Origin of the sequence: Metabacillus flavus, assembly GCF_018283675.1 — a bacterium.
GTDB lineage: Bacteria > Bacillota > Bacilli > Bacillales > Bacillaceae > Metabacillus_B > Metabacillus_B flavus.
This window is the reverse complement of the sequence record NZ_JAGVRK010000001.1, coordinates 3,765,594-3,787,108: the sequence shown is the minus strand read 5'-3', so window position 1 is coordinate 3,787,108 and position 21,515 is coordinate 3,765,594. Positions and strand designations below refer to the sequence as shown.

General features: G+C 46.6%; 18 protein-coding genes. 17 read left to right on the top strand and 1 reads right to left on the bottom strand.

The features are described from left to right. The first annotated feature begins 56 nt into the window (after nucleotides 1-56). The 8 genes from J9317_RS19300 to pyrG all read left to right on the top strand — a co-directional run bounded on the left by J9317_RS19300 (nucleotide 57) and on the right by pyrG (nucleotide 11,376). Nucleotides 57-1,235 (top strand): acetyl-CoA C-acetyltransferase, encoded by a 1,179-nt coding sequence (locus J9317_RS19300; RefSeq protein ID WP_211562518.1) that lies wholly within the window; start codon nucleotides 57-59, stop codon nucleotides 1,233-1,235. Between the two features lie 27 nt (nucleotides 1,236-1,262). Then, entirely contained in the window at nucleotides 1,263-2,114 is an 852-nt protein-coding gene (locus J9317_RS19295) for a 3-hydroxybutyryl-CoA dehydrogenase (protein WP_211561625.1), read from the top strand. Between the two features lie 16 nt (nucleotides 2,115-2,130). Next, nucleotides 2,131-3,267 carry an acyl-CoA dehydrogenase gene (locus J9317_RS19290; RefSeq protein WP_211562517.1) on the top strand — a complete coding sequence of 379 codons (1,137 nt, stop codon included), beginning with the start codon at nucleotides 2,131-2,133 and terminating at the stop codon, nucleotides 3,265-3,267. A 17-nt stretch (nucleotides 3,268-3,284) separates the two neighbouring features. Continuing rightward, the gene (locus J9317_RS19285; RefSeq protein WP_211561623.1) at nucleotides 3,285-4,424 is read left to right on the top strand and encodes an acyl-CoA dehydrogenase; all 1,140 of its coding nucleotides are present in this window, start codon (nucleotides 3,285-3,287) and stop codon (nucleotides 4,422-4,424) included. Nucleotides 4,425-4,517: 93 nt separating this feature from the next. Next, nucleotides 4,518-5,138, top strand: coding sequence for a TetR/AcrR family transcriptional regulator (locus J9317_RS19280; RefSeq protein ID WP_211561621.1), 621 nt, complete (start codon nucleotides 4,518-4,520; stop codon nucleotides 5,136-5,138). 50 nt (nucleotides 5,139-5,188) lie between these two features. Beyond that, nucleotides 5,189-8,443, top strand: a complete 3,255-nt coding sequence (icmF, locus tag J9317_RS19275; RefSeq protein ID WP_211561620.1) for a fused isobutyryl-CoA mutase/GTPase IcmF — start codon at nucleotides 5,189-5,191, stop codon at nucleotides 8,441-8,443. A 525-nt stretch (nucleotides 8,444-8,968) separates the two neighbouring features. Continuing rightward, nucleotides 8,969-9,517, top strand: coding sequence for a DNA-directed RNA polymerase subunit delta (gene rpoE, locus J9317_RS19270; protein WP_211561619.1), 549 nt, complete (start codon nucleotides 8,969-8,971; stop codon nucleotides 9,515-9,517). 251 nt (nucleotides 9,518-9,768) lie between these two features. Next, nucleotides 9,769-11,376 carry a CTP synthase gene (gene pyrG / locus J9317_RS19265; RefSeq protein WP_211561618.1) on the top strand — a complete coding sequence of 536 codons (1,608 nt, stop codon included), beginning with the start codon at nucleotides 9,769-9,771 and terminating at the stop codon, nucleotides 11,374-11,376. A gap of 45 nt (nucleotides 11,377-11,421) precedes the next feature. Here the strand turns inward: pyrG and J9317_RS19260 are convergent, their stop codons facing one another. Continuing rightward, complete coding sequence (locus tag J9317_RS19260) at nucleotides 11,422-11,967, bottom strand: DUF2529 domain-containing protein (protein ID WP_211561617.1); 546 nt, start codon at nucleotides 11,965-11,967, stop codon at nucleotides 11,422-11,424. Nucleotides 11,968-12,128: 161 nt separating this feature from the next. Here J9317_RS19260 and J9317_RS19255 point away from each other — a divergent pair, with 161 nt between their 5' ends. The 9 genes from J9317_RS19255 to J9317_RS19215 all read left to right on the top strand — a co-directional run bounded on the left by J9317_RS19255 (nucleotide 12,129) and on the right by J9317_RS19215 (nucleotide 20,904). Beyond that, a complete protein-coding gene (locus tag J9317_RS19255; protein WP_211561616.1) occupies nucleotides 12,129-12,503 on the top strand; it encodes a response regulator in 375 nt (124 codons plus the stop codon). Between the two features lie 187 nt (nucleotides 12,504-12,690). Continuing rightward, nucleotides 12,691-13,548 carry a class II fructose-bisphosphate aldolase gene (locus tag J9317_RS19250; RefSeq protein ID WP_211561614.1) on the top strand — a complete coding sequence of 286 codons (858 nt, stop codon included), beginning with the start codon at nucleotides 12,691-12,693 and terminating at the stop codon, nucleotides 13,546-13,548. A gap of 105 nt (nucleotides 13,549-13,653) precedes the next feature. Continuing rightward, nucleotides 13,654-14,295, top strand: coding sequence for a fructose-6-phosphate aldolase (gene fsa, locus J9317_RS19245; protein ID WP_211561612.1), 642 nt, complete (start codon nucleotides 13,654-13,656; stop codon nucleotides 14,293-14,295). Nucleotides 14,296-14,886: 591 nt separating this feature from the next. Next, nucleotides 14,887-16,176: a UDP-N-acetylglucosamine 1-carboxyvinyltransferase gene (murA, locus tag J9317_RS19240; RefSeq protein WP_211561610.1), complete on the top strand. Its 1,290-nt coding sequence runs from the start codon at nucleotides 14,887-14,889 to the stop codon at nucleotides 16,174-16,176. Nucleotides 16,177-16,247: 71 nt separating this feature from the next. Then, nucleotides 16,248-17,210 carry a class II fructose-bisphosphatase gene (glpX, locus tag J9317_RS19235; protein ID WP_211561608.1) on the top strand — a complete coding sequence of 321 codons (963 nt, stop codon included), beginning with the start codon at nucleotides 16,248-16,250 and terminating at the stop codon, nucleotides 17,208-17,210. Nucleotides 17,211-17,493: 283 nt separating this feature from the next. Further along, nucleotides 17,494-18,777 (top strand): transcription termination factor Rho, encoded by a 1,284-nt coding sequence (gene rho / locus J9317_RS19230; protein ID WP_211561606.1) that lies wholly within the window; start codon nucleotides 17,494-17,496, stop codon nucleotides 18,775-18,777. Between the two features lie 179 nt (nucleotides 18,778-18,956). Continuing rightward, on the top strand, nucleotides 18,957-19,157 hold the full coding sequence (gene rpmE, locus J9317_RS19225; RefSeq protein ID WP_035408007.1) for a 50S ribosomal protein L31: 201 nt from the start codon (nucleotides 18,957-18,959) through the stop codon (nucleotides 19,155-19,157). A 208-nt stretch (nucleotides 19,158-19,365) separates the two neighbouring features. Beyond that, nucleotides 19,366-19,983 (top strand): thymidine kinase, encoded by a 618-nt coding sequence (locus tag J9317_RS19220; protein WP_211561604.1) that lies wholly within the window; start codon nucleotides 19,366-19,368, stop codon nucleotides 19,981-19,983. A gap of 141 nt (nucleotides 19,984-20,124) precedes the next feature. After that, entirely contained in the window at nucleotides 20,125-20,904 is a 780-nt protein-coding gene (locus J9317_RS19215; RefSeq protein ID WP_211561602.1) for an AIM24 family protein, read from the top strand. Nucleotides 20,905-21,515: the final 611 nt, after the last annotated feature.

The window sequence follows — 21,515 nt, the reverse complement described above, 5'->3', positions numbered from 1 at the left end:
CGTTCAGTCGCCATTAAATGTAAGCGCTTGCTAGTAAACTTGAGGAGGAAAACATGATGAGGAAAACGGTAATCGTTGGAGGAGCACGTACACCTTTTGGCAAGTTTGGAGGAGCACTTCAGTCTTTAACGGCGTCAGAGCTCGGCGGAATTGCCGTGAAGGAAGCGCTTGAAAGAAGCGGCGTCCGTCCGGAAGATGTCGGCGAAGTCATTCTCGGAAATGTTCTTCAGGGAGGGCAGGGACAAATCCCTTCAAGACAGGCAGCACGCCATGCTGGTATTCCGTGGGAAGTAAAAACAGAGACCGTGAATAAAGTATGCGCGTCCGGATTAAGAAGCGTAACGATGGCCGATCAAATCATCCGTGCAGGGGACGAGGAAATCATTGTCGCAGGCGGCATGGAATCTATGTCAAATGCTCCATATATCGTACCAAAGGCAAGATGGGGGCTTCGGATGGGGGATGCGGCTGTTAAGGATTTAATGGTCCACGACGGTCTTACGTGCAGCTTTGAAGGGGTGCATATGGGCACGTACGGCAATTCAACAGCGAGAGATTTAGAGATTACGAGAGAGTCCCAGGATGAGTGGGCACTCAGGAGCCACCAGCGTGCTTCGGAAGCCATAAAAAAAGGGATTTTCAGTGAAGAAATCGTGCCGGTCAGTGTTCCGCAGCGAAAAGGAGATCCAATTACAGTTGATCAGGATGAGGCGCCGCGTCCGGATACTTCTCTTGAAAGACTCTCAAGCCTTAAACCGGTTTTCGGCCATGAAGGAACGATCACGGCGGGAAATGCACCGGGCGTAAACGATGGAGCGGCAGCATTTGTTCTAATGAGTGAGGAGCGGGCTGAAAAAGAAGGAAAAACGCCGCTAGCCACAATCATTGCTCATACTGCAGTGGCAATGGAAGCAAAGGATTTTCCAAAAACACCGGGGGTTGTCATCAATGAACTTTTAAAGAAAACCGGGAAAACGGCAGTGGACATTGATTTGTTTGAAATTAACGAAGCGTTTGCGGCTGTGGCTCTTGCAAGCAATCAGCTGGCAGACCTGGATCCGGAAAAAGTGAATGTAAACGGCGGTGCAGTAGCACTGGGACATCCGATTGGTGCAAGCGGAGCACGCATCATCTTAACGCTTATTCATGAGCTGAAAAGACGTGGGGGAGGCATTGGGGTTGCAGCGATATGCAGCGGCGGCGGCCAGGGTGATGCGATTATGGTGGAAGTGTAAGGAACGATATTCATAGGGGGATGGGAAATGGAAATTAAAAAAGTAATGGTGATTGGAGCAGGCCAAATGGGTTCAGGGATTGCTCAGGTTTGTGCTATGGCTGGATTCAGCGTCATTTTGCAGGATTTAAAAGAAGAATTTCTGGAACGGGGGTTATCAGGGATAGCAAAAAATCTTCAGCGACAGGTAGATAAAGAAAGAATGACCGCCGCAGACAAGGCAGAAGTATTGAACCGGATTGAACGGTCCACAGCTATCAAAAGCGCCGGCGAGGCCGACCTCATCATTGAAGCGGCAATCGAAAACATGGAAATTAAAAAGACCATTTTCGCTCAGCTGGATGAAATTACACCGGAGTCAGCCATCCTTGCGACGAACACCTCTTCTCTGCCTATTACAGAAATCGCGGCTGCAACAAACCGGCCCGGCAAAGTCATCGGGATGCACTTTATGAACCCGGTACCGGTTATGAAGCTTGTTGAAATAATCCGCGGTCTTGCAACAGAAGATGCGGTTTATGAAGCAGTGGAGGAAATGACACGAAAGCTCAAGAAGGTGCCGGTTGAGGTGAATGACTTTCCGGGGTTCGTCTCTAACCGGATTTTAATGCCGATGATCAACGAAGCTATCTACACGCTTTATGAAGGTGTCGCAAGCCGCGAGGCCATTGATGAAGTTATGAAGCTCGGAATGAACCATCCAATGGGGCCGCTGACTCTCGCTGATTTTATCGGTCTGGACACGTGCCTTTATATTATGGAAACGCTCCATGAGGGCTTCGGTGATGATAAATACCGCCCATGTCCGCTTTTGAGAAAGTATGTAAAAGCAGGCTGGCTTGGCAAGAAAACAGGCAGAGGTTTTTACGAATACGCTTGATCAAGGGGGACATGCGGTGAAGCTTCATTTTACAGATGAGCAGAACATGATGAGGAAAATGGTGCAGGACTTTGCCAAAACGGAGATTGAGCCTGTTATTGAAAAAATGGAGCAGGGTGAATTTCCGAGAGCAATTTTAGACAAGATGGGTCAGCTAGGGCTCATGGGGATCCCGATCCCGGAAGAGTATGGGGGAGCGGGCATGGACTTCACCTCCTATATTATTGCGATTCACGAGCTTTCAAAGGTCAGTGCAACGGTCGGAGTCATTCTCTCCGTTCACACCTCTGTCGGAACGAACCCTATTTTGTATTACGGAAATGAGCAGCAAAAGCAGCATTATGTGCCGAAGCTCGCTTCAGGGGAATATTTGGGCGCCTTCTGTCTGACAGAACCGGGTTCAGGATCTGATGCCGCGAGCCTGAAGACAAGGGCCGTTCTGAAAGGGAACCACTACGTTCTAAACGGATCCAAGGTGTTCATCACAAATGGCGGCGAGGCCGATGTGTACATTGTTTTTGCCTCGACGAGCCCAGCGGCAGGAAGCAAAGGGATATCCGCGTTTATCGTAGAAAAGGGTACAAAGGGGTTTATTATCGGCAAGGATGAGCACAAAATGGGCCTGAGCGGTTCAAGAACGGTTCAGATTACCCTGGAAGATTGCCTTGTACCGGCTGAAAACCTTCTTGGCGAGGAAGGGCACGGCTTTAAAATCGCTCTTGGCAACCTGGACGTCGGCCGGATTGGAATTGCTGCACAGTCACTTGGGATTGCGGAAGCAGCTCTGGAGAAGTCCGTTGAATACGCGGCAGGCAGGCACCAATTCTGCAAACCGATTTCCGCACAGCAGGGAATCGGCTTTAAGCTTGCGGATATGGCAACAAGCGTTGAAGCCTCCAAGCTATTACTCTATCAGGCCGCTTCCCTTAGACAAAAAGGCATTCCGTGCGGAAAAGAGGCTTCTATGGCAAAGCTTTTTGCATCTAGAACGGCAATGGATGTAAGTACCGAGGCAATCCAGGTATTCGGAGGCTACGGCTATACGAAGGAATATCCGGTCGAGCGGTATTTCCGCGATGCGAAAATCTGCGAAATCTATGAAGGTACAAGTGAAATACAGCGAATGGTGATTTCAAAATACTTAACAAGCTGAAAATGGGGGATGGGAACATGCAATTTAAACTATCAGAGGAACATGAAATGATTCGTAAAATGGTACGCGATTTTGCTAAAAAGGAAGTAGAGCCTACTGCGGCTGAGCGTGATGAAGAAGAGCGCTTCGACAGGGCCTTGTTTGACAAAATGGCAGAGCTTGGTTTGACAGGAATTCCATGGCCTGAAGAGTACGGCGGAATCGGAAGTGATTATTTGGCTTACGTAATTGCGGTGGAAGAGCTTTCCCGTGTCTGTGCTTCAACCGGTGTTACACTGTCAGCTCATACTTCTCTCGCCGGATGGCCGGTGTATAAATTCGGAACTGAAGAGCAGAAACAGAAATACTTAAAGCCGATGGCGCAGGGAGAAAAAATCGGCGCTTACGGTTTAACAGAACCCGGCTCAGGATCCGATGCAGGCGGGATGAAGACCTATGCAAAGCTTGATGGAGATCATTACATCCTGAACGGGTCCAAAATCTTCATCACAAACGGCGGAATCGCTGATATTTATATTGTATTTGCTGTAACGGATGCTTCTCATAAACATAAAGGCACCACGGCTTTTATCGTAGAAAGCAGCTACCCTGGCTTCTCCGTCGGGAAAAAAGAAAAGAAACTGGGAATCCGCTCGTCACCGACAACAGAAATCATCTTTGAAGATTGCCGCATACCGAAGGAAAACATGCTTGGTGAAGAAGGAGATGGCTTCAAGATTGCGATGATGACACTTGACGGCGGAAGAAATGGAATCGCTGCCCAGGCAGTCGGGATTGCGCAGGGAGCACTCGATGCTTCTGTCGGCTATGCTAAGGAGCGTCAGCAGTTCGGCAAACCAATCGCTGCCCAGCAGGGAATCGGCTTTAAGCTTGCCGATATGGCAACGAGTGTCGAAGCAGCCAGACTTCTAACCTATCAGGCAGCATGGCTTGAATCAGAAGGGCTTCCATACGGGAAAGAATCCGCAATGTCGAAGCTTTTCGCAGGAGATGCAGCAATGAGGGTGACAACAGAAGCGGTTCAAGTATTTGGCGGCTATGGCTATACGAAGGATTATCCGGTTGAACGCTACATGCGCGACGCGAAAATCACGCAGATTTACGAAGGAACGCAGGAGATTCAAAGACTGGTTATCTCCAGAATGCTGACGAAATAATGCTGAAGATGAGCGGGTAAGCAGAATTTGCTGAATCTGCTCATTTTTCAAAGGAAATAACCTTTCGTATTTCGCAAAAAAGGGGCCGGTCGAATGAGGAGAGAGGTACCAGCATCCGTTAAAGATGAACGGCTGATTAAAAAAAGACGGGATCAAATGATCAAGGGAGCGGTCAGCCTGTTTAAGCAAAAGGGCTTTCATCGAACCACAACACGTGAGATTGCAAAAGCTGCGGGCTTCAGCATCGGAACGCTATATGAATACATTCGGCAGAAAGAGGATGTTTTGTATCTCGTTTGCGATACAATCTACGATGAAGTCCGGAACCGCCTTGAGCAGGATATCAATCCAAGGAATGGAACAATCGAGGGACTTGAACATGCGATCGCCAACTATTTCCGGGTCATTGATGATATGCAGGATGAGGTTCTCGTGATGTACCAGGAGGCCAAGTCACTTTCGAAGGACGCGCTTCCTTACGTCCTTCAAAAAGAGGTGGAGATGGTCGGAATGTTCGAGCATGTCATAGGAAATTGCATGGAAAACAAAGCGTTTTCCTTAAGTGAAAGCGAAAAAAAGCTGATGGCCCATAACATTTTCGTTCAGGGCCAAATGTGGGCGTTCAGAAGGTGGGCTCTCCACAAGCTTTGTCCAATCGAGGAATACATTGCTTCACAGACCTCACTAATATTAAACGGGATAAACCGAGTTTAAAAACAAGCCGCGTATTGGGATGGGCGGTGAAACGAAGGGGGAAGCGGAACATGCATATTTACAAGCCAAAGCATGCCGTGCGTTTTGTAACAGCTTCAAGCTTGTTTGATGGTCATGATGCATCCATCAACATTATGAGACGCATTTTGCAGGGAAGCGGAGCGGAGGTCATTCACCTGGGCCACAACCGGTCCGTGGAGGAAGTAGTGGATGCAGCCATTCAAGAGGATGCACAGGGGATTGCAATTTCCTCGTATCAGGGAGGTCATGTCGAATACTTCAAATACATGCTGGACTTGCTGAAAGAAAAGGGTGCACCGCATATCCGGATTTACGGCGGAGGAGGCGGTGTCATTATTCCTCGGGAAATAAAAGAATTGCACGAATACGGGATTTCCAGGATTTTCTCACCGGAGGATGGCCGGAAAAATGGCCTGCAGGGCATGATTAATCAAATGTTGGAAGAGTGTGACTTTCCAACTGTTGTGAAGCTTGGAAGTGAGCTTGAGGAACTGAAAAACGGCAGTGTGACGGCGGTGGCAAAGCTCATCACATTGGCGGAAGCGCGTGTAAGTGAAAAGGATGAGGCTGCAGCGGCTGCCGAGCAGCTGATCGCTGGACTGAATCAGACGGAATCAAGTGCACCTGTCATCGGAATCACAGGAACAGGCGGAGCCGGTAAAAGCTCCTTAACTGATGAATTGATCCGCCGCTTCATAAATGAAATACCGGAAATGAAGATTGCTATTCTGTCCGTTGATCCGACAAAGCAAAAAACGGGCGGAGCGCTGCTTGGAGACCGTATCCGCATGAATGCCATCTTTAATCCAAGAGTATATATGCGAAGCCTTGCAACAAGGCAATCCAGATCGGAGCTTTCCCTTGCGATCAAGGATGCCATCTCTGTCGTGAAGGCAGCAGGATATGACCTGATTGTCGTGGAAACAAGCGGAATCGGCCAAGGGGATGCGGGTATTACCGATATTTGCGATCTTTCCATGTATGTGATGACAAGCGAGTACGGAGCACCAACTCAGCTCGAAAAAATAGATATGATTGATTACGCGGATTTAATTGTTATTAATAAGTTTGAGCGCAAAGGATCTGAGGATGCAAAACGTCAGGTTCAAAAGCAATACCAGCGCAGCCGGACTCTGTTTGAACAGGATTTGGATGAAATGCCTGTCTACGGAACAATCGCCAGCCAATTTAACGATCCCGGCACCAATACCCTTTTCCAGGCGCTGCTTCATACGATTCGTGAAAAAACCGGAAAAGAGTGGAATTCCTCTCTTGAAATGGTGACCGATGTAAAAAAACAAAACGTCATCATCCCAAGTGAACGCCGCTATTACCTCCGTGAAATCAGCGATACTGTCCGGAATTATCATAAAAAAGCAGAGCAGCAGGCTGTTATTGCGACAAAGCTTTATCAGCTCGATGGCGTGCTCTCTCTTCTTCCTGAAACAGAAGGGAAAGAAGAAACGGCTTCTGCACTTCAAGCGATAAAAGAGCAAATGAAAGAAGAACTTACGAAAGAATCCAACAACCATCTGGAAAACTGGGAACCTCTAAAAGAACAATACAAAGGCGATCAATTTGTAACGAAGATTCGCGATAAAGAGCTAGTCACCCAGCTGAAAACCGTTTCCCTATCCGGTTTGAGGATTCCAAAGATTTCCCTGCCGGCCTACAAGGATCAAGGCGATATTTTACGCTGGATTTACCGGGAGAATGTTCCGGGCTCCTTCCCTTACACAGCAGGCGTTTTCCCGTTCAAACGCGAAGGGGAGGATCCGAAAAGGCAGTTCGCAGGAGAAGGAACGCCTGAAAGAACGAACCGCCGTTTTCATTATCTGTCCAAGGATGATTCGGCAAAACGTTTAAGCACAGCTTTTGATTCAGTTACTCTTTATGGAGAAGACCCTGCACACCGCCCTGATATTTATGGGAAAGTCGGGGAGAGCGGCGTAAGCATCTGTACACTTGATGATATGAAAAAACTGTACACGGGCTTCGACCTTTGTGCGCCATCCACCTCTGTTTCGATGACCATTAACGGACCGGCACCCATCATCCTTGCGATGTTTATGAACACAGCGATCCAACAGCAGCTTGACCGGAAAAAAGAAGAGCTTGGACGCGAGCTGAGTGAGTCGGAAGCTGCAGAAATAAAGGCGTATACACTGCAGACGGTACGCGGGACGGTTCAAGCGGATATTTTGAAAGAAGATCAGGGACAGAACACGTGTATCTTCTCTACCGAATTCGCCCTTAAACTGATGGGGGACATTCAGCAGTATTTCATTGAGGAAAAGGTACGTAACTACTATTCCGTCTCCATTTCCGGGTACCACATCGCAGAAGCCGGAGCCAATCCGATTTCGCAGCTGGCCTTTACACTGGCCAACGGCTTTACGTATGTTGAATACTATTTAAGCAGAGGCATGAACATCGATCATTTTGCACCGAATCTGTCCTTCTTCTTCAGTAATGGGCTTGACCCTGAATATACCGTGATCGGACGTGTGGCAAGAAGAATCTGGGCAACGGTCATGCGTGATAAATATGGAGCAAACGAACGAAGCCAAAAGCTAAAATACCATGTCCAGACGTCCGGGAGATCCCTGCATGCCCAGGAAATCGACTTCAACGACATCAGGACTACCCTGCAGGCATTAATGGCTCTTCATGATAACTGCAATTCGCTTCACACGAACGCATATGATGAAGCGATCACAACGCCAACAGAAGAATCTGTTCGCCGGGCGATGGCCATCCAGATGATCATTACGAAAGAACACGGCCTGACGAAAAATGAAAATCCGCTTCAGGGCTCATTTATCATTGAAGAGCTTACCGATTTAGTGGAAGCGGCAGTCCTCGAAGAGTTCGACCGCATCAACGAACGCGGCGGTGTACTTGGTGCAATGGAAACACAGTACCAGCGCGGGAAAATTCAGGATGAATCCATGCACTATGAAATGAAGAAGCACAATGGCGAGCTTCCGATTATCGGTGTGAATACGTACTTAAATCCAAATCCGCCTTCGGAAGAAGAACTGGATAACATGGAAATTGCCCGTGCTTCAAAGGAAGAAAAAGAGACACAGATTCAAAATCTCCTAGCCTTCCAAAAACGGCATGAAAAAGAAGCAGAAAAAGCATTGGAAAAACTGCAGCACACCGCAATGACCAACGGAAACCTGTTCAAGGAACTAATGAACACCGTCCAATACGCAAGTCTCGGCCAAATCACGGCTGCTCTATACGAAGCAGGCGGGCAGTATCGCCGGAATATGTAAGCAGAAATCAGGCAGTGTCAGGCACTGCCTGATTTTTTTACTATGGCGAACCGGGCTGGTTCTCATTGTGCAAACCTATCATACTCGCGCGCTGTATACTGCGAAAAACAGCTGTGGTTTTAGATGGTTGTAACAGATCCGGCTTCAGGCTGTCCGTCCGCTTCGGTGAACCCGTCCAAGAATAAGCGGGCGCCTTAAACAGAGACTGCGATGCTGATAAAATTCAGATCATGAGGCAGGAAGATAAGCAATCTGTTTAAACCTTACCCTTATTTTTAACGAAGCTTATTTTCAGGGCAGCCTTCTTTTTTTCACAGAAAGCTAGCATAAAGTGCTAGAATTTGTTTATAATGAAAGATATGATTTTGTGTCTTCAGCTAGGTTTACATACAGGCGAGAAGGCTTGCGGCCGTTAGGTTCAGCCCTTTTCAGCCTTTAAATAAAGGTAAATTCCCATTTGCGGGAATTTAACTGTACGTTAATGCGGGATCAAGAATGGTCGAATAAGAAAGGGAGTGCCTTACGTTGAGTTTAAAGCAATACTCTAAAGAAGAAATTAAAGATATGGCATTGATCGAAATTGCTCATGGATTAATGACGGATAAAAAAGAACCAGTTGATTTTAAGGATTTAATGAAAGAAATTACTAAATTAGCAGGTCTTACTCAAGAGCAGGTTGAGGATAAAATTGCCCAATTTTATACAGACCTGAATATTGATGGCCGCTTCATTGCTGTAGGCGATAACAAGTGGGGACTCCGCAACAGATATCCAGTGGATACGCTTGAAGAAGAAATGACTGTAGCTCCGAAAGCGAAGAAAAAGAAAACGAAGAAAGCTGCTGCAGTGGCAGATGACTTTGAAGAAGATGACTTCGAAGAAGCGGATGAAGAAGAGGATCTTGATTTTGACGACCTCGAAGATTATGACGAGGAAGAGGAAGCAGTGGATCCAGACCTCGATGATACGGATGTAGACGACGAGGACGATGATGAACTGGAAATCATTGACGATGAAGATCTTGATGATGACGATGAAGATGATACGGACGAGGATGAAGAAGATAAAGAATAAGATTCATCTTGACTTTCGACATCGAAGTGAGTAATATTTTATTTGGGCTCTTTTTAAGTGCTTTTATGATGATTATAATATCAGCTCCCTTCTAAGAAATTGGAAGGGAGCTTTCTTATTTTTCTCAGTAAGCATACGACCGTTTCATCATTCATCCGTGCTGTCAGCCATGCTCCATTTCAATTACTAAATTGGCTGGTTTTAGCACAAATTATACAAAGACTGCATCTCGCGAGGGGGAAGACCATCAAATGACAAAGTATATTTTCGTAACCGGCGGTGTTGTCTCGTCGCTCGGAAAAGGTATCACAGCGGCATCGCTTGGCCGCTTGCTAAAAAACAGAGGATTGAACGTAACCATTCAAAAATTCGATCCTTACATTAATGTGGATCCGGGAACGATGAGCCCGTATCAGCATGGGGAAGTATTCGTAACCGGAGATGGCGCAGAAACGGATTTGGATCTGGGCCATTATGAGCGTTTTATCGATATTAACCTTAATAAATACAGCAACGTGACGACGGGAAAAGTTTATTCCACGGTGCTGAAAAAGGAACGCCGCGGTGATTACCTTGGCGGAACTGTTCAGGTTATCCCGCACATTACAAATGAAATTAAAGACAAAGTATTCCGTGCCGGCAAAGAAACAAATGCGGATGTCGTTATCACAGAGATTGGCGGAACAGTAGGGGATATTGAGTCTCTTCCATTCCTTGAAGCCATTCGCCAAATCAAAAGTGATATCGGCCGTGACAACGTCATGTACATTCACTGTACGCTTGTGCCTTATATCAAGGCAGCTGGTGAGATGAAAACAAAGCCTACACAGCATAGTGTGAAAGAATTAAGAAGTCTGGGCATCCAGCCGAATGTGATTGTTGCCCGTACGGAAATGCCGATTTCCCAGGATATGAAGGATAAAATCGCTCTATTCTGCGACATCGACGCAAAAGCTGTCATCGAGTGCCGCGATGCAGACACGCTTTATTCGATTCCTCTTGCGCTTCAGGATCAGAAGCTCGACACCATTACATGTGAACACTTGAAGCTTGATTGCCCGGAGCCGAACATGGAGGAGTGGAAAGAGCTTGTTCACCGTGTAACCAATCTTTCTAAAACGACCCGCATTGCGCTTGTCGGAAAGTATGTTGAATTGCAGGATGCATACATTTCAGTCGTTGAAGCACTTCGCCATGCAGGGTATGCATTTGATTCGGATATCAGCATCGATTGGATCAATGCAGAAGAAGTAACCGATGAAAATGTCAGCACTCTTCTTGCGAATGCCGACGGAATTCTTGTTCCTGGAGGATTTGGAGACCGCGGAGTGGAAGGCAAAATCGCCGCAACTAAGTTCGCGCGTGAAAACCGAGTGCCATTCTTCGGAATCTGCCTTGGAATGCAGGTAGCATCGATTGAATATGCACGTAATGTGCTTGGACTGGAAGGGGCTCATTCTGCAGAAATTGATCCTCTTACACCGCATGCAGTCATCGACCTTCTTCCTGAACAAAAGGATATCGAAGATCTTGGCGGAACATTGCGTCTTGGAATCTACCCTTGCAAATTGACGGAAGGCTCTAAAGCAATGGAAGCTTATGCAGATGAAGTTGTATATGAACGCCACCGCCATCGCTACGAGTTCAACAATGAATACCGTCAAGCGATGGAGGAGTCAGGATTCATGTTCTCCGGTACAAGCCCGGACGGAAGACTGGTTGAAATTATTGAGCTGAAGGATCACCCTTGGTTTGTAGCGTCTCAATTCCATCCGGAATTCACGTCTCGTCCAACACGTCCGCAGCCGCTATTCCGTGATTTTATTCAAGCTTCCTTGAAAGCTTCAGAAAAACTATAAGTAATGCAAAAATCCTGACGGTTTCTCCGTCAGGATTTTTTTCGGTTACAGATCTTCTTCATCCTCTAGATATTCAGCGAGTATTTCTTCAATGGTAAACTTGAGAGCGTAATAAACAAACAGCCCTGTCATAATGGCAGGAAATCCGTAGCGGCTGCCGTCTTCTGCAGGAATCATCGGTTTCTTTAGTTTTGAGTCAATATGAATATCCACGGCGCTCTCCAAACCGGAATCCCCATTAAGAGCAGATACTCCAACAGTTTGAACTCCTGCTTCCTGAAGCTGATTGGCAAGTTCAATGGCATCATGGTCAGTAGAAAGTCTAGTAAAGAGCAGCACCCGGTCAGCGGGGAGTACGGTTTCCATTTCTCTGTTTTCCCGGAAGAGCGGTTTTGCCTTTGGGAAAGGCTCGAGGCTTTGCGATGCTTCTGTAACAATCCCAGAAAGTTCGCTGAATCCGTGAATGTAAATGGTGCCGTCTCCTGTACAAGCCTGTGCAAGCAATCTTGCTCCATCCTCTATTGAAAATTCCTCCTGGCTTTGTATGCGCTGAAACTGTCCGGCGAGCTGGGTGGAAAATATTTTTAGCATGGGAAAAACTCCTTCTGTACAATTCCTATTCACAGGCATTATACGGAATTTCGGCCTAAAAGACAAAATGTTAAACAATATCCAATAAGAGGCAGGAGATTGACCTTCTTAAAAGAATAAGTATCATAGGTCATAAGGAAAAAACGTGAAGAGGTGCAGAGATGGCGAAAGAGAAAATATTAATCGTGGACGATCAGTACGGGATCAGAATTTTATTAAATGAGGTCTTCCAAAAAGAAGGCTACGACACGTACCAGGCTGCAAGCGGTTTTCAAGCATTGGAAATTCTGGAGCAAACACCACCTGATCTCGTTCTGCTGGACATGGAAATTCCTGGAATGGATGGAATTGAAATCCTAAAGAGAATGAAGCTTGTTGAGCCCAACATCCGTGTCATTATCATGACAGCGTATGGAGAATTGGATATGATTCAAGAGGCGAAAGATCTTGGGGCGCTTACTCATTTCGCCAAACCATTTGATATTGATGAGATTCGTGCAGCTGTCAAGAAACACCTTCCAATCAGATCAAACTGAGAAGTAGTTTGAATTTTTGGACTTGTGTCGAAAAGTTGCCGTTTTTTCTTGTTATTGGTATGCTATTGATTGAGAAAAGCTATGCATCCATTTCTTAGTTACATATACAGGAAATTTTCTGGTCAAGCTAGATTTGATAGGCTTTTCGGGTTTAGCAAAATCAGGCTATACAAGGAGGATATTTGATATGCCTTTAGTATCAATGACAGAAATGCTTCAAAAAGCCAAAAGCGAAGGCTACGCTGTTGGTCAATTCAACCTGAACAACCTTGAGTTTACTCAAGCGATTCTTCAAGCTGCACAAGAAGAAAAATCACCGGTTATTTTAGGTGTTTCTGAAGGTGCTGCACGTTACATGGGCGGCTTCAAAACCGTTGTGGCTTTGGTTAAAGCTCTAATGGACGAATACAAAGTGACGGTACCTGTTGCCATTCACCTTGACCACGGTTCAAGCTTCGAATCTTGTGCAAAAGCAATTCATGCAGGTTTCACATCTGTTATGATCGATGCTTCTCACCATCCGTTCGAAGAGAACATTGCTGAGACATCCAAAGTGGTTGAGCTTGCTCATTTCCACGGTATATCTGTTGAAGCTGAGCTTGGAACAGTTGGCGGACAGGAAGATGACGTAATCGCTGAAGGCGTAATCTACGCTGACCCTAAAGAGTGCCAGGAGCTTGTTGAGCGTACTGGAATCGACACGCTTGCACCTGCACTTGGATCTGTACACGGTCCTTACAAAGGTGAACCAAACCTTGGTTTCAAAGAAATGGAAGAAATCGGTGCGGCTACTGGCCTTCCGCTAGTTCTTCACGGCGGAACAGGTATCCCGACTCACGATATCCAAAAAGCTATTTCTTTCGGAACAGCTAAAATCAACGTGAACACAGAGAACCAAATTGCTTCTGCAAGAACGGTTCGTGAAGTGCTTGCTGCAAAACCTGAGGAGTACGATCCACGCAAATATCTTGGACCAGCTCGCGATGCAATCAAAGAAACGGTTCAAGGCAAAATGCGCGAATTCGGTTCTTCAAACAGAGCGTAATTTCCAACAATTGAAAACCGTCTTTTACGAGACGGTTTTCACAGATATAAAAAGAAAGCGATAACAAGTTTTAGTTTTCAGATTTTGATAAGGGAGCGGGATAGAATGAAATTTTTCATTGATACAGCAAACCTTGAAGAAATCAAAGAAGCCCAGGAGATGGGCATCCTTGCAGGTGTTACGACAAACCCGAGTTTAGTAGCCAAAGAAAATATTTCCTTTCATGATAGACTAAGAGAAATTACGGACATAGTTAAAGGTTCGGTCAGTGCAGAAGTCATTTCTTTAAAAGCCGAAGAAATGATCGAAGAAGGTAAAGAACTAGCGAAAATCGCTCCAAACATTACCGTAAAAGTCCCTATGACACCAGATGGACTAAAAGCGGTTAAAGAATTCTCGGAGCTTGGAATTAAGACGAACGTAACCCTTATTTTCAGTGCAAACCAAGCGCTTCTTGCAGCGCGTGCAGGAGCAACGTACGTTTCTCCTTTCCTTGGGAGACTGGATGATATAGGTCAGGACGGACTGGATTTAATTGCGACAATCTCTGAAATTTTTGACCTTCACGGACTGGATACAGAAATTATCGCCGCTTCAATCCGCCATCCAATGCACGTTACGGATGCAGCATTAAATGGTGCGCACATTGCCACCATCCCACTGAAAGTAATTCATCAGCTATTCAAGCACCCTCTTACGGAACAGGGGATTGAGAAGTTTCTTGCCGACTGGAACAACCGAGCTTAATCAGCGGACAAGTAAATAGGCAGATATAAATGGCAAGCTTCGTGCTTGCCATTTATGCGGTCTACCAGAAAAGCGGAAGCGTCCGAACAGCTAGCCGCCGGAGCTAGACAAATAGAAAAGCGGAGGGCGTCGAGTAAGGAAGTTCTGCTAAGATCGCGACGTCCTGTCGCAACGCTGAACGGGCCTTCATCGTGAAGGCCCTCGACCGAGGAAGTGAAATGACCCTGCGGCACAGCGCCCGTAGCTTAACAAGTAGAAAAGCGGAGGGCGCTCATAGGGAGGAAGTTTTGCTAGGACCGCGGCGTGTGCTAAAGAAACGCTAAGTTTAAATTTGTAAATCCCCTCATCATCTACTATTCTTAAAGGAAGTTCTGATAAGGGTGCCGTCCTCGTAAAGCGAGGAACGGAACTTCTCGTTGAGAGCTTCATTTGAGGATCGATGGAATTTAATTTACAATGGAAACAGGTCATTTTTTAACTTCCCATTCAGAGGGATTTTATTTTTCATATACGGAGTATGTTCTGTCGGAATTATGGAGAATTTGTTGAAAAGTGCTCTTAACATGTCAGCTTCTTAGGAAGGAGACCATCATGGAAAAATTGAAAATTGCCGGCGGTGATTTGCTGAAAGGTTCCGTTTCAATCAGCGGGGCAAAAAACAGTGCGGTAGCGCTGATCCCAGCGACCATTTTAGCTGAATCATCTGTCATTATTGAAGGTTTGCCAAATATATCAGATGTGCATATTTTGAAGGATCTGCTTGAGGAAGTAGGCGGGAAAGTCGACTTTCAAAACGGGGAAATGCACGTACAGCCAGAGAACATGATTTCAATGCCGCTTCCAAACGGAAAGGTAAAAAAACTAAGAGCCTCTTACTATCTGATGGGCGCAATGCTCGGACGGTTTAAAAAAGCAGTGATTGGACTTCCAGGCGGATGCCACCTCGGACCGCGTCCGATTGACCAGCACATTAAAGGCTTTGAGGCGCTTGGAGCACAGGTAACAAATGAACAGGGTGCGATTTATCTCCGGGCAGAAGAATTAAGAGGCGCACGTATTTATTTAGATGTAGTCAGCGTTGGCGCGACCATCAATATTATGCTTGCAGCCGTTCTTGCAAAAGGCCGGACCATCATTGAAAATGCAGCGAAGGAACCGGAAATAGTTGATGTAGCCACGCTTCTGACCAGTATGGGTGCAAGAATCAAGGGAGCGGGAACGGACGAAATCCGGATTGACGGTGTAGAAAAGCTTCACGGCTGCCGCCACTCTATCATTCCGGACCGGATTGAAGCTGGAACTTACATGATTATTGCTGCAGCAGCAGGCAAAGAAGTTCTGGTTGACAACGTTATTCCGCTCCACATGGAATCCCTGATTGCAAAATTGAGGGAAACCGGAGTTCATATTGAAACGAGCAACGATCAAATCTGGATTGTCGGCGGACAGAAAGAGCTGAAGCCGGTTGATGTAAAAACCCTTGTATATCCGGGGTTTCCGACGGATCTCCAGCAGCCGTTCACCTCGTTCCTTACGAAAGCCAATGGGACAAGCGTCGTCACGGATACGATTTACTCCGCACGCTTTAAGCATATTGACGAGCTTCGCCGTATGGGCGCGTCTATTAAAGTGGAAGGGCGTTCCGCCATTGTTTCCGGGCCGAATAAGCTTCAAGGGGCAAAGGTTAAGGCGAGCGATTTAAGAGCTGGTGCCGCTCTTGTCACAGCAGGCCTGATGGCTGAAGGGATCACCGAGGTTACTGGTCTTGAACATATTGACCGCGGATACAGCGAGCTTGAGGAAAAGCTGACAAATATGGGAGCAACCATCTGGCGCGAAAAATTAACCGCTCAGGAAATCGAACAAATTCAAAACTCTTAACGTGAATACCCTGTTTCCGAATGGAAGCAGGTTTTACATAGTATCGTTACAGCGAAGGGGAGGAACCAAAGATGGAAAGAAGTTTGTCGATGGAACTAGTACGCGTAACAGAGGCCGCAGCACTTGCATCCGCAAGATGGATGGGCCGGGGAAAGAAGGATGAAGCGGATGATGCCGCAACATCTGCAATGAGGGATGTTTTCGATACGATTCCAATGAAAGGGACCGTCGTAATCGGAGAAGGAGAAATGGATGAAGCTCCAATGCTTTATATTGGAGAAAAGCTTGGGAATGGATACGGACCAAGAGTAGACGTAGCCGTAGACCCGCTTGAAGGAACGAATATCCTGGCACAGGGCGGCTGGAATGCGCTCGCAGTTATTGCGGTTGCTGATCATGGAAACATGCTCAATGCTCCGGATATGTACATGGACAAAATTGCGGTAGGACCGGATGCCGTGGGCTGCATTGACATTAACGCCCCGATTATGGACAACCTTCGTGCAGTAGCAAAAGCGAAGAACAAGGACATTGAAGATATCGTTGCTACGATTTTGAACCGTGAACGCCACCAGGGCATCATTAATGAGCTTCGCGAAGCAGGTGTCCGCATCAAACTGATTAATGATGGTGATGTTGCCGGTGCGATCAACACGGCTTTTGACCATACCGGAGTCGATATCCTTTTTGGATCCGGCGGAGCACCTGAGGGTGTTCTTGCAGCCGTAGCGCTGAAATGCCTTGGCGGAGAAATTCAAGGCAAGCTCCTTCCGCAAAACGACCAGGAGCTGGATCGCTGCATAAAAATGGGTTTGGATGTAAACAAAGTCCTTCTAATGGATGATCTCGTAAAAGGCGATGACGCAATCTTCGCTGCCACCGGAGTTACCGATGGAGAACTTCTCCGCGGCGTGCAGTTTAAAGCATCAAGCGGCACAACCCAGTCCATCGTTATGAGAGCCAAATCCGGAACCGTCCGCTTCATCGACGGCCAGCACAGTTTGAAAAAGAAACCAAATTTGGTTATAAAATAATACGCTTTTCTGTAATTATATGACCGGGGGCTTCCATGCCCCGGTTACCTCATTTGTTTCAAATGTTTTACGTCTCCGAAAACGTATTGATTAATCGCGTGAAATAAGGTAAAACTAAAGAGTGCTGCAATTCACATTCACAAATTACACTGCTTTCAACTACTTCAAGCCTTTCCTTCTTTTCCTTCTCTATCCTGAAATCCATTTTTCAATGTCAAAAGTACATATAGGGCGGAAAGAAAACCAGTATGTCTATTTTATATGCTAAAAGTGTGGTGTTTACATGAGTAAGGTTTCCATCTCTTCATTAGAAAACATGAAGCTGAAAGAATTGTACGAGCATGCTCGTCATTTCAAAATCTCTTACTACAGCAAGTTGACGAAGAAAGAATTAATTTTTGCTATTTTAAAAGCAGATGCAGAACAGGAAGACCTTTTATTCATGGAAGGCGTTCTTGAAATCATCCAGTCTGAGGGCTTTGGTTTCCTTAGACCGATAAACTATTCTCCAAGCTCGGAGGATATTTATATTTCTGCATCCCAAATCAGACGTTTTGATCTGAGAAACGGTGATAAGGTTTCGGGTAAGGTTCGTCCTCCGAAAGAAAATGAGCGTTACTACGGATTGCTTCATGTCGATGCCGTGAATGGCGACGATCCTGAATCAGCCAAGGAACGCGTTCACTTCCCAGCTTTGACGCCGCTTTATCCGGACCGTCAGATTAAGCTTGAAACAGAGCCGCACATGCTGTCCACAAGAATTATGGACCTGATTGCGCCGGTTGGATTCGGGCAGCGCGGTCTGATTGTTGCGCCTCCAAAAGCAGGGAAGACGATGCTATTGAAGGAAATTGCCAACAGCATCACAACGAACAACCCGGAAGCAGAACTGATTGTTCTATTAATCGATGAGCGTCCAGAGGAAGTAACGGATATCGAACGCTCCGTTGCAGGCGATGTGGTCAGCTCAACCTTTGATGAAGTTCCGGAAAACCACATTAAGGTTGCCGAGCTCGTGCTTGACCGTGCGATGAGGCTTGTGGAGCACAAGAAAGACGTAATCATCCTTATGGACAGCATTACTCGTCTTGCACGTGCCTATAACCTTGTTATTCCTCCAAGCGGACGTACGCTTTCCGGAGGGATTGACCCGGCTGCATTCCACCGTCCGAAGCGTTTCTTCGGGGCTGCCCGTAATATTGAAGAGGGCGGAAGCTTAACGATTCTTGCAACGGCACTAGTCGATACGGGATCCCGTATGGATGATGTCATTTACGAGGAGTTCAAAGGAACCGGTAATATGGAGCTGCATCTAGACCGCTCTCTTGCCGAAAAACGAATTTTCCCTGCCATTGATATCCGCCGTTCCGGAACACGTAAGGAAGAGCTTCTCGTTCAAAAGGAACATCTTGAGAAGCTATGGGCAATCCGCAAATCAATGACGGATACACCTGACTTTGTTGAAAAATTCCTTCGCAAACTAAAGCAGTCAAAAGGCAATGAAGAATTTTTTGAAATGCTGTCGGCTGAAATGAAGCCAAGCACTGCAGGTTCAAGAAGGTCATAGAAAAAAACGAGTAGGATTTCCTTTATGATTCCAATTTTGTTTCTTGCAATCATAGAGAAGCCCTGTTATACTTTTTTCATATGCCGTTCAAATAGATGATCTCATTCAGGTGAGTTCCATTTTTTGAACAAGATAACTCTGGATTCGGTAAGAATGCAGGGCAGAAGGAGATGAAAAGAATGAAAACTGGAATCCATCCTAACTACAAAAAAGTTATGGTTAAATGTTCTTGCGGTAACGAATTTGAAACAGGTTCTGTTAAAGAAGAGGTGCGCATCGAGACTTGCTCTGAGTGCCATCCATTCTACACTGGACGTCAAAAATTCGCTGAAGCTGGCGGACGTGTTGACCGTTTCAATAAAAAATATGGTATGAAGTAATTTCGAAATAGATTCAAACAAAAACAGGCAAGTCTTCACACTTGCCTGTTTTTTTACGATAAAAACACGAAATCAGGCGTTTTACATAGGTACTTTCGGCATGTAAAGCCGGCTTTCGGACAAGATAATCAAAGGGTAAAAATGCAATAAACAGGCTGTCACACGGTCCATCAGCCTAATGCAGTGAATGAAGGGAGAGGCCGTTTGCATGTATGTAATGAAATTTAGCGGATGGCTTGAAATCATTTGCGGAAGCATGTTTTCAGGGAAATCCGAGGAACTGATCCGCAGAGTGCGCCGTGCGCAATATGCTAAACAGAACGTTCTGGTTTTTAAGCCATCCATTGATAATCGATACAGTGAAAAGGAAGTCGTTTCCCACAATGGGACAACCATTATCTGCTCACCGGTTCCATCATCAGCGGATGTTTTGAAGCTCGTGGATGAGGACACAGATGTAGTAGCGATCGACGAGATTCAATTTTTCGATGCCGGCATTATGGAAGTGGTCACAACGCTTGCAGACCGCGGTCACCGGGTTATCGCGGCGGGTCTCGATCAGGATTTCCGTGGAGAGCCATTTGGCATCATGCCGGATTTAATGGCAATCGCTGAAACCGTTACAAAGCTCCAGGCTGTCTGCTCCGTTTGCGGATCTCCCGCAAGCCGCACACAGCGCCTGATCGACGGCAAACCAGCGGCCTATCAGGATCCAATCATTTTAGTCGGAGCGTCAGAATCCTACGAGCCGCGCTGCCGCCACCATCACGAGGTGCCGGGCAAGCAGGCATTTACGCGTGAACAAAACCAGACTTCTCATAAATAAAAAACAGCCATCCCTCTTAGCTTACAATCAGCGATAGAGGGATTTTCTGTTTTATCAGCATAAAGGTCCCAAAAGGAAGTTTTTTACTGTTTCAAATGTGGTACGATACTTATAGATTAGAATTTTTTAGGAGGAGAAACCATGATCGTACAAAATAATCAGGATGTATACAGCGTTATTGAGCAGCTTGAAACACAGAACGCTGTGTTTAAAATTGTGGAATTCAATGACCTGAACGGCAGTACATACTTAACCTCGCCAACCGATATGTACTATGCAAAAAAGCTTGGCATGGGCCTTCGTCAAATCGCAGTTGAACTGAGAAATGGCAGTATTACAACCGAAGCGGGTGCCCTTCATTACATGCAGGGAAACATTGAAATGGATAACTCGCTTGGCGGAGCGGCAGGAATCATGAAGAAGTTTGCAAGCAGCGTACTGACGAATGAATCAGGAGTCAAACCCAAATATAAGGGAACCGGGGATATCTTTTTAGAGCCGAGCTTCAGCCACTTCCTCATGCTTGAAATCGAAAATGACTCAATCATTGTGGATAAAGGCATGTTTTACTGCTGCGAGTCAACAGTGGAGGTAGGAATTGAATCAATGAAAAACTTATCCTCTGCTGCAAAAGGCGGAGAAGGACTATTCCAAACGAAGCTTTCCGGAACAGGTATTATCGTGCTGGAAAGTCCCGTTCCGGCAGGCGCGGTTGTAAAAGTTGATCTAAACAACGATACGCTGAAGGTGGACGGCAACTTCGCCATACTCCGGACCGGCGGCATCCAATTTACAGTAGAACGCTCTGCAAAAGGAATCATCGGATCTGCAACTAGCGGAGAGGGCTACTTGCAGACATTCAGGGGAACGGGGCAGGTCTGGCTTTCTCCGACGACATCGAGAGGACCCCTGCTATCATAAGGAAGACCGCTGCACGTTTGCAGCGGTTTTTTATGTGCACTGAACCCCGCTCTGCTAAAGCGTTAAACCTCCGTCCCCATCTCTCGCCAAGTCAAGGTGTACATGAATAAATAGTCTCCTTGCTCCGTCCTTTCATTCTTTAATAAGCTGAGGGTCAGTGCAGCTTTTTTCAAAAGGAGGGGTCAGTCCCGCGAAATTTCACCGAACTAAAGCTCCGGCACCGAGTTGCTCAGCCGTTGAGGGATAATGGTTCAGAGGCGGAGTCCTGTGTCCCCCGCTGCGGTGAAGGAGGGGTCAGTCCCGCGAAATTTCACCGAACTAAAGCTCCGGCACCGAGTTGCTCAGCCGTTGAGGGATAAGGGTTCAGAGGCGGAGTCCTGTGTCCCCCGCTGCAGTGAAGGATAACGGGACTGGCACCGTGCCAGTCCCGCGAAATTTCACCGAACTAAAGCTCCGGCACCGAATCGCTCAGCCGTTGAAAGATAAGGGCTCGGAGGCGGAGTCCTCTGTCCCCAGATGCGGTGAAGGATGACGGGACTGACCCCGCCACCCCCGCCACCCCCGCTTTACAAAAATCAGCCCTCAAAAAAAGGACAACCCCGAAAGGTCAT